The following is a 6,100-nucleotide window of genomic DNA, read 5'->3' as shown; positions in this document are numbered from 1 at the left end:
CAGATGCCCCTTCGGGGCCGGAATAACGTGGGAGGGACACAGCCGCGCGTTAGTTGATTCATGCTAAGCTCGTTTTCGTCCCTACGGGACACACTCTAATACTGGTGCACCGTGGCACCAGATGCCCCTTCGGGGCCGGAATAACGTGGGAGCGACACAGCCGCGCGTTAGCTCATTTGTGCTAAGCTCGTTTTCGTCCCTACGGGACACACTCTAATATTGGCGCACCCGTGGCACCAGATGCCCCTTCGGGGCCGGAATAACGTGGGAGGGACACAGCCGCGCGTTAGTTGATTCATGCTAAGCTCGTTTTCGTCCCTACGGGACACACTCTAATACTGGTGCACCCGTGGCACCAGATGCCCCTTCGGGGCCGGAACAACGTGGGAGGGACACAGCAGCGCGTTAGCTCATTTGTGCTAAGCTCGTTTTCGTCCCTACGGGACACACTCTAATATTGGCGCACCCGTGGCACCAGATGCCCCTTCGGGGCCGGAATAACGTGGGATGGACACAGCCGCGCGTTAGTTGATTCATGCTAAGCTCGTTTTCGTCCCTACGGGACACACTCTAATACTGGCGCACCCGTGGCACCAGATGCCCCTTCGGGGCCGGAACAACGTGGGAGGGACACAGCAGCGCGTTAGCTCATTCGTGCTAAGCTCGTGTTCATCCCTACGGGACATAAACGCAAATATTGTTGCTGGCAGTGACTGAAGACGGATCTCTGATCCGTCAACGTTATTCAGGGATGAAGTCCACCAGGTACCACGCGAGCGTGGCAAGGAAGTGTGTCCCGCGAGGGACGAAAACGCTCCTACGCAAAAAGCAGCTAAACAACGTTCCTCTTCGCCTCCCACGTTATTCCATTCCGGGAGTCCAGAGGGGCGGCCCTCTCTGGGGTCCCCCTCAGGGGGATTTAGGGGGGATTGACATTCATTAAGGGAAGAGTATAATCATCATAAATGCAATGAAGGGAACAAGTAAGCATGAGATGAGCGCTTCAGAGAGCCGGTGGGTGGTGCGAACCGGTGCAAGCGTCTGTGTCGAATGGGTCCTGGAGCCGAGATGAGGAAAGCGAGCGTACGATCGTCCGTATGCATCTCCGTGTCGTTCCGCGTTAGGGAACTTGAAGGCTTGTTCTGCGCGGATATTTTCAGGCGCTTACAAGCAAATTAGGGTGGCACCACGGTCCTTCGTCCCTTTCGGCGTAGGGTCTTTTTTGTGTTCATTTTGAGGCTGCCGACCCATGAATAAGTTGATAAAACAATGAAGGAGCGCATAGCAGCGCTGATTTGAAATAACAGGAGGGTATAACGATGCCGCGAGTCCTATCAGGTATTCAGCCGAGCGGCCAATTAACGCTCGGAAACTACATTGGCGCCATACAAAATTTTGTGAAGCTGCAGGAGACCCATGAATGTTTCTTCATGGTCGTCGATCTGCATGCCATTACGGTACCGCAGGAGCCAGCTGCGCTTCGCGAGCATATTGAATCCGTAGCATCGCTGTTTGTTGCGGCCGGGATTGATCCGTCCAAAGCGAGCATTTTTGCGCAATCGCAAGTGCCCGCCCATGCCGAGCTGGGCTGGTTGATGACGACGCTGGTCTCGATGGGCGAGCTGGAGCGGATGACCCAGTTCAAGGACAAATCGGCCGGCAAGGAATCGGTTGGAGCGGGGCTGTTTGTTTACCCGGCGCTGATGGCGGCCGATATTCTGGTGTATAATGCCGATCTTGTACCGGTGGGCGATGACCAGAAGCAGCATTTGGAGCTGACACGCGACTTGGCCCACCGCTTTAATGGGCGTTTCGGAGATTATTTTACAATTCCGGAGCCGTATATTCCAAAACTTGGCGCCCGCGTGATGTCGCTTGACGACGTATCGAAAAAAATGAGCAAAAGCAATCCGAATCCGGCCAGCTATATCGCTTTGCTGGATCCTCCGGATGTGATCCGCAAAAAATTCAGCCGGGCTACAACAGATTCCGGCCGCGAGGTGCAGTTCAACCCGGCCGAGAAGCCGGAAGTGAGCAATCTGATGACGATTTACTCCTATTGTGCGGACATTTCACTTGATGATATCGAAGCGCGCTACGAAGGACAAGGGTATGGAGCCTTCAAGAAGGATCTGGCCGAGCATGTGGTTGCGAAGCTTGAACCGCTCCAGAAGAAGTATGCGGAGATCCGCAGCTCGGGAGCGATTCACGATATTCTGAAGCAGGGAGCAGAGCAGGTATCGGTGATCGCGAACCAGACAGTGCGCGATGTGAAGCAGCGGATGGGTTTCCTTCTGCCCCGCTGAAGGAAGCAGGCAATAAGGGAAGAAGATAAAGACAGATAACGCCGCCAGCCAGGGCTCTCACCCTTGCTTGCGGCGTTTCATTTTGGCGCTGACGACGAATCCGAGGCCGATACTGCCAATCATCAGGACAAACAAGAGAGCGGCTATCCATCCATTATAGCTGATGGCGATAGCGGTAGCGCTCATAAGCAGCACCGAAAAGACGGCAAAAAAAAGGGCTAGCGATTTGGGCATTGTGTCATTCTCCTTGGAAAAAAAGAAATTCTTAAAAGTAAGCATATTCTTCTCACTATCGTATCATAATAAGTTTGCAACACACCATTGTTAGAGGACGAAAGGAGAAATTCACATGGCAGGACAATCTCGCAGCAGCAATACATTGGTCGTACCTCAAGCAAGCGCAGCTTTGGATCAAATGAAATATGAGGTAGCGCAAGAGCTTGGCATCCAAATCCCGCAAGACGGTTACTATGGCAACATGGCGACTCGTGACGCTGGTTCGCTGGGTGGCTACATCACCCGCAAGCTTGTGCAAATCGCTGAACAACAACTGTCTGGTGGTCAAGGCCGCTAGGTCCGAAAGGTCTTAGCTGATTTCGATCTCCACAAAGTATCAAGCTCAAGGGAAACCTTGAGCTTTTTCTTTTGTGTTTCTTTCCTCGAACATCAGCGTCCCGCAAAACAAGGACCCCTCCTATTGTGCAAGAAGGGGTCCGTCCCGTCAATACGTGTTCATCCGCAGCCGCTTTTGCAGGCGCTCTTCGCTAAGCCAGCCCACATAGGAGCCCAGTGTGCGATAATCATTGTCCATCAGCAAAACGCCGACAAAAGGATATTGTTTGCGATGGCGGTAACGAACATCGCACCAGCGTACTTCATACCCCCAGGAGTGCTCCTTCACCTCTGCACATGCGTAAGAGGTGAAGTAAAGGAAAGCATCAATGGACGGATCGTTCCGCGAAGCGTCAACCGCCGGATGCTCGGTACCCTTGGCCCGGTCAACCCAACGGAGCTGGCCGCGGCGGAAGTCGCCGATCATGTAACAGCCGTCAGCCCTTTTCTTGACCACATTCCATTCATGTATGGAAACCGTTGGAATCAGGGTGAAACGATCGCCTTCATGACAATCGGTATCGATTTGCCGCATTCGTTTCGTGAGAAGGCGATGGGCTACGGTACGCCAAATGTAGTAAATAATCAGAACCCCGTAAAGAAAGGGGAAAATATAAGCGGGATCGGCCAACTGCAGCGCCCAGATCAGAATAGCGATGACATGCGTTGTGAAAATAAATGGATCGAATATATGGATGATGTTCCATGATATCCATTTTTCCGTAAACGGACGCATCGCCTGCGTGCCGTACGTATTAAACAAATCTACAAAAACATGGACTACAACAGCCAGCAGCACCCAGCCTCCCAGATGAAGCCATGGGATGTTGAAGCTGAAGAATGATTGTATCAACAGGGTAATGAGAATCGTCCAAATCGCGATCGCCGGCAGGGAATGGGACATTCCGCGATGATTTTTAATATAAGTGGCATTGTTTTTGAGTCTGAGAAATCCATCGAAATCCGGTGCTTGCGACCCGACTACCGTACCGATGAGAACGGCGGCATAAATCGTATGATCGGAGGCGACGACCGGGTCGATGGAAGCGAGCCCGGCAAGTCCGAGTCCCATGACCAAATGCGTCCCACTATCCATGAACATTCCTCCTAAAAGGTTTCTGCGTGACTTCCAGGGTGGCAAACTTTGTAAGAGCAGAAAACTACATCGGAAGCATAAACTAAGGTTTCTGCGTGACTTCCAGGTCATTTCATCTCTGTGAGCAGAAAACTGGCATCGGAAGCATAAACTAAAGTTTCTGCGTGACTTCCAGGTCACTCATTTCATCATTATTGAATGGTCATTGTGAATTCCAAAGACAAGAAGGTTTAGGCGTCTACTCCCCTGTAGCATACACTAAGTTTCCAGCAAATGCATCTATCCCCTGGCAAATTGGGCGACAGCGGAAGGCGGATGCTTTTTAAATATAAGTAATATACGTTGCTTATATTTATGAAATGAAGAAACCTGGTTTAGCCGCCAAAGTACGGAATCCGCTGTTTCTTCTTTGAGAAGTGGTATACTTCTATATTGTACGTATTAGTATTTTCTGAATCTGTAGTTCTTATAACGAAGGGACGAAATTTTATGCATATTTGTTTCGTGGAGTATCAGATTTCTGAAGAATTTATTACGGACTACCGGTCATGGGCAGCCGTTCAACAAGCGGAATTCAATGATTTTCAGCTGTATGAGGGTACGGATCAGCCGCTGCTGTTTGTGGAAGTGTGGGAGGCTCCGAACGAGGAGGCTGCGCTTGCCATAAAAAAAGAACGCTGCAGTGAGCGTTCTTCATGGTTTACAATGTCGCAATGGGTACAAGGCGGAGCTGCCCGTATCCACGCATGGACGTTTCGGCCTGTTAACGGTCGCCTGTAAGGGTGCCGGACGATGTTTCGATTCTTGTAGCCGTTGCGGGAGTGGTGTTCGTAATGGTCTGACCCTGGAAGGTATAGGCATAATTTATGGGACCGTCAAAGGTAACGTAGTCGAGATTGAGCGTCAGGAGCAAGTAACGCATACCCGTTGCGGGATCGCTAATAATGATATGATCGCGGCCAGCCGCCTCGATAATGCCTTTGAAAATCTTTGCGTTCCATTCCGAGTTGTTTTCATAGGTCATGTAGATGGTCGCCATTTTGCCGCGGTTCATCCTAATAATGTTTTCTACATAGGATTCCTCATTAATCGGAACCGTTATTATATTACCTCCGGCCGGTGTCACAATTGATCCGCTGGGGACATTGGGAGTCGTTGGCGCAGATGCCATTTGCATCTGGGCGGTCATGGGAGCCATCGGCATTTGCATTTGGCCGGTGGTCATGGGCATCATCGGCATTTGCATCTGGCCTGCAGTCATGGGCATCATGGGCATTTGCATTTGGCCGGAAACCGGCATGGTTTGTGTACTTGGTTGGTAAGGATAATTATAGTTATAGCCGGGGTAGCCGCCTGTGCTGGCTGGGCTAACCGCCGTGCTGCCGTAGCCGCCTGTGCTGGCTGGGCTAACCGCCGTGCCGCCATAACCGCCTGTGCTGGCTGGGCTAACCGCCGTGCTGCCGTAGCCGCCTGTGCTGGCGGGACTTACAGCATTATTATAGTCGTAACCGTAGGACATGTCTCATTTTCCTCGCTTTCATCACTTCTTCAAACCATTCAGGAGCATCTTTCGCTCCGTCAAATCTTCATCAATAAACGGATGGACAATTCTCGGGGGTTGGGGCATAAAAACAGTGCGCCTTGAACCTGCCGACGTGTTGCTGATCATACCAGGTGTTTGGACAGTCTGCGGCAGGACGAAAATACCAGAGGGCATTTGTCGCCGGCCACCGGCGTTCGCCGTTGATCACGCGCTGGGCCAGCCTGATTTCGCTGTCGCGGGCCTTCTGGTAGAAATATCCTTTTTGGGTCGCTTCAAATCCCCCCGGACTTTGGTACACCATCTGGGACATTGTGCGAATATTTCGAAAATCGATGCAATTGCCTAAAATTCGATTGACTCCGACATTGCCGACCATCAGCATGCCAAGGTCGCCTTCACCCTCCGCTTCTGCGCGTATTAGCCGGGCCAGCAGCCTGGCATCTGAGGAATTCGTTTTAATGACTGCCATATCTGAACCATCCCACTTCCTTTCGCAAGAGCTGGGCGTTTAACCACAATCACAGTGTATTGAGCAAAAGGCGA

7 protein-coding genes and 1 other annotated feature are annotated in these 6,100 nt (G+C 51.5%); of the genes, 3 read left to right on the top strand and 4 right to left on the bottom strand.

Going from position 1 to position 6,100, the window contains the following annotated elements; genetic code table 11:
- Positions 1-961 precede the first annotated feature (961 nt).
- Positions 962-1,207 (top strand) — a binding site (T-box leader).
- A gap of 112 nt (positions 1,208-1,319) precedes the next feature.
- Positions 1,320-2,306, top strand: coding sequence for a tryptophan--tRNA ligase (gene trpS, locus AC0YOB_RS30590; RefSeq protein ID WP_475795987.1), 987 nt, complete (start codon positions 1,320-1,322; stop codon positions 2,304-2,306).
- Between the two features lie 57 nt (positions 2,307-2,363).
- Here trpS and AC0YOB_RS30585 read toward each other — a convergent pair whose 3' ends face one another.
- Positions 2,364-2,540: a DUF5325 family protein gene (locus tag AC0YOB_RS30585; protein ID WP_210038372.1), complete on the bottom strand. Its 177-nt coding sequence runs from the start codon at positions 2,538-2,540 to the stop codon at positions 2,364-2,366.
- 115 nt (positions 2,541-2,655) lie between these two features.
- On the opposite strand from AC0YOB_RS30585, the gene AC0YOB_RS30580 reads away from it, so the two are divergent.
- Positions 2,656-2,880 (top strand): alpha/beta-type small acid-soluble spore protein, encoded by a 225-nt coding sequence (locus tag AC0YOB_RS30580; RefSeq protein ID WP_210038373.1) that lies wholly within the window; start codon positions 2,656-2,658, stop codon positions 2,878-2,880.
- Between the two features lie 147 nt (positions 2,881-3,027).
- Here AC0YOB_RS30580 and AC0YOB_RS30575 read toward each other — a convergent pair whose 3' ends face one another.
- Positions 3,028-4,014 (bottom strand): metal-dependent hydrolase, encoded by a 987-nt coding sequence (locus AC0YOB_RS30575; protein WP_210038374.1) that lies wholly within the window; start codon positions 4,012-4,014, stop codon positions 3,028-3,030.
- 489 nt (positions 4,015-4,503) lie between these two features.
- On the opposite strand from AC0YOB_RS30575, the gene AC0YOB_RS30570 reads away from it, so the two are divergent.
- Entirely contained in the window at positions 4,504-4,794 is a 291-nt protein-coding gene (locus AC0YOB_RS30570) for a hypothetical protein (RefSeq protein WP_475795986.1), read from the top strand.
- Here the strand turns inward: AC0YOB_RS30570 and gerQ are convergent.
- Positions 4,778-5,533: a spore coat protein GerQ gene (gene gerQ / locus AC0YOB_RS30565; RefSeq protein ID WP_475795985.1), complete on the bottom strand. Its 756-nt coding sequence runs from the start codon at positions 5,531-5,533 to the stop codon at positions 4,778-4,780. The genes AC0YOB_RS30570 and gerQ overlap by 17 nt on opposite strands.
- Before the next feature lie 70 nt (positions 5,534-5,603).
- Positions 5,604-6,026 (bottom strand): cell wall hydrolase, encoded by a 423-nt coding sequence (locus AC0YOB_RS30560; protein ID WP_475795984.1) that lies wholly within the window; start codon positions 6,024-6,026, stop codon positions 5,604-5,606.
- Positions 6,027-6,100: the final 74 nt, after the last annotated feature.

The sequence above is a fragment of the Paenibacillus sp. JT31N17 genome, from assembly GCF_056269255.1.
The sequence above is the reverse complement of the archived record's forward strand: the minus strand, read 5'-3'. Positions and strand labels throughout refer to the sequence as shown.

Bases quoted from the DNA above. Each gene is read 5' to 3' on its own strand.
- AC0YOB_RS30585 (WP_210038372.1), bottom strand. From the start codon at position 2,540: ATGCCCAAATCGCTAGCCCTTTTTTTTGCCGTCTTTTCGGTGCTGCTT.
- AC0YOB_RS30575 (WP_210038374.1), bottom strand. From the start codon at position 4,014: ATGGATAGTGGGACGCATTTGGTCATGGGACTCGGACTTGCCGGGCTC.
- AC0YOB_RS30570 (WP_475795986.1), top strand. From the start codon at position 4,504: ATGCATATTTGTTTCGTGGAGTATCAGATTTCTGAAGAATTTATTACG.
- AC0YOB_RS30560 (WP_475795984.1), bottom strand. From the start codon at position 6,026: ATGGCAGTCATTAAAACGAATTCCTCAGATGCCAGGCTGCTGGCCCGG.
- AC0YOB_RS30580 (WP_210038373.1), top strand. From the start codon at position 2,656: ATGGCAGGACAATCTCGCAGCAGCAATACATTGGTCGTACCTCAAGCA.
- gerQ (WP_475795985.1), bottom strand. From the start codon at position 5,533: ATGTCCTACGGTTACGACTATAATAATGCTGTAAGTCCCGCCAGCACA.
- trpS (WP_475795987.1), top strand. From the start codon at position 1,320: ATGCCGCGAGTCCTATCAGGTATTCAGCCGAGCGGCCAATTAACGCTC.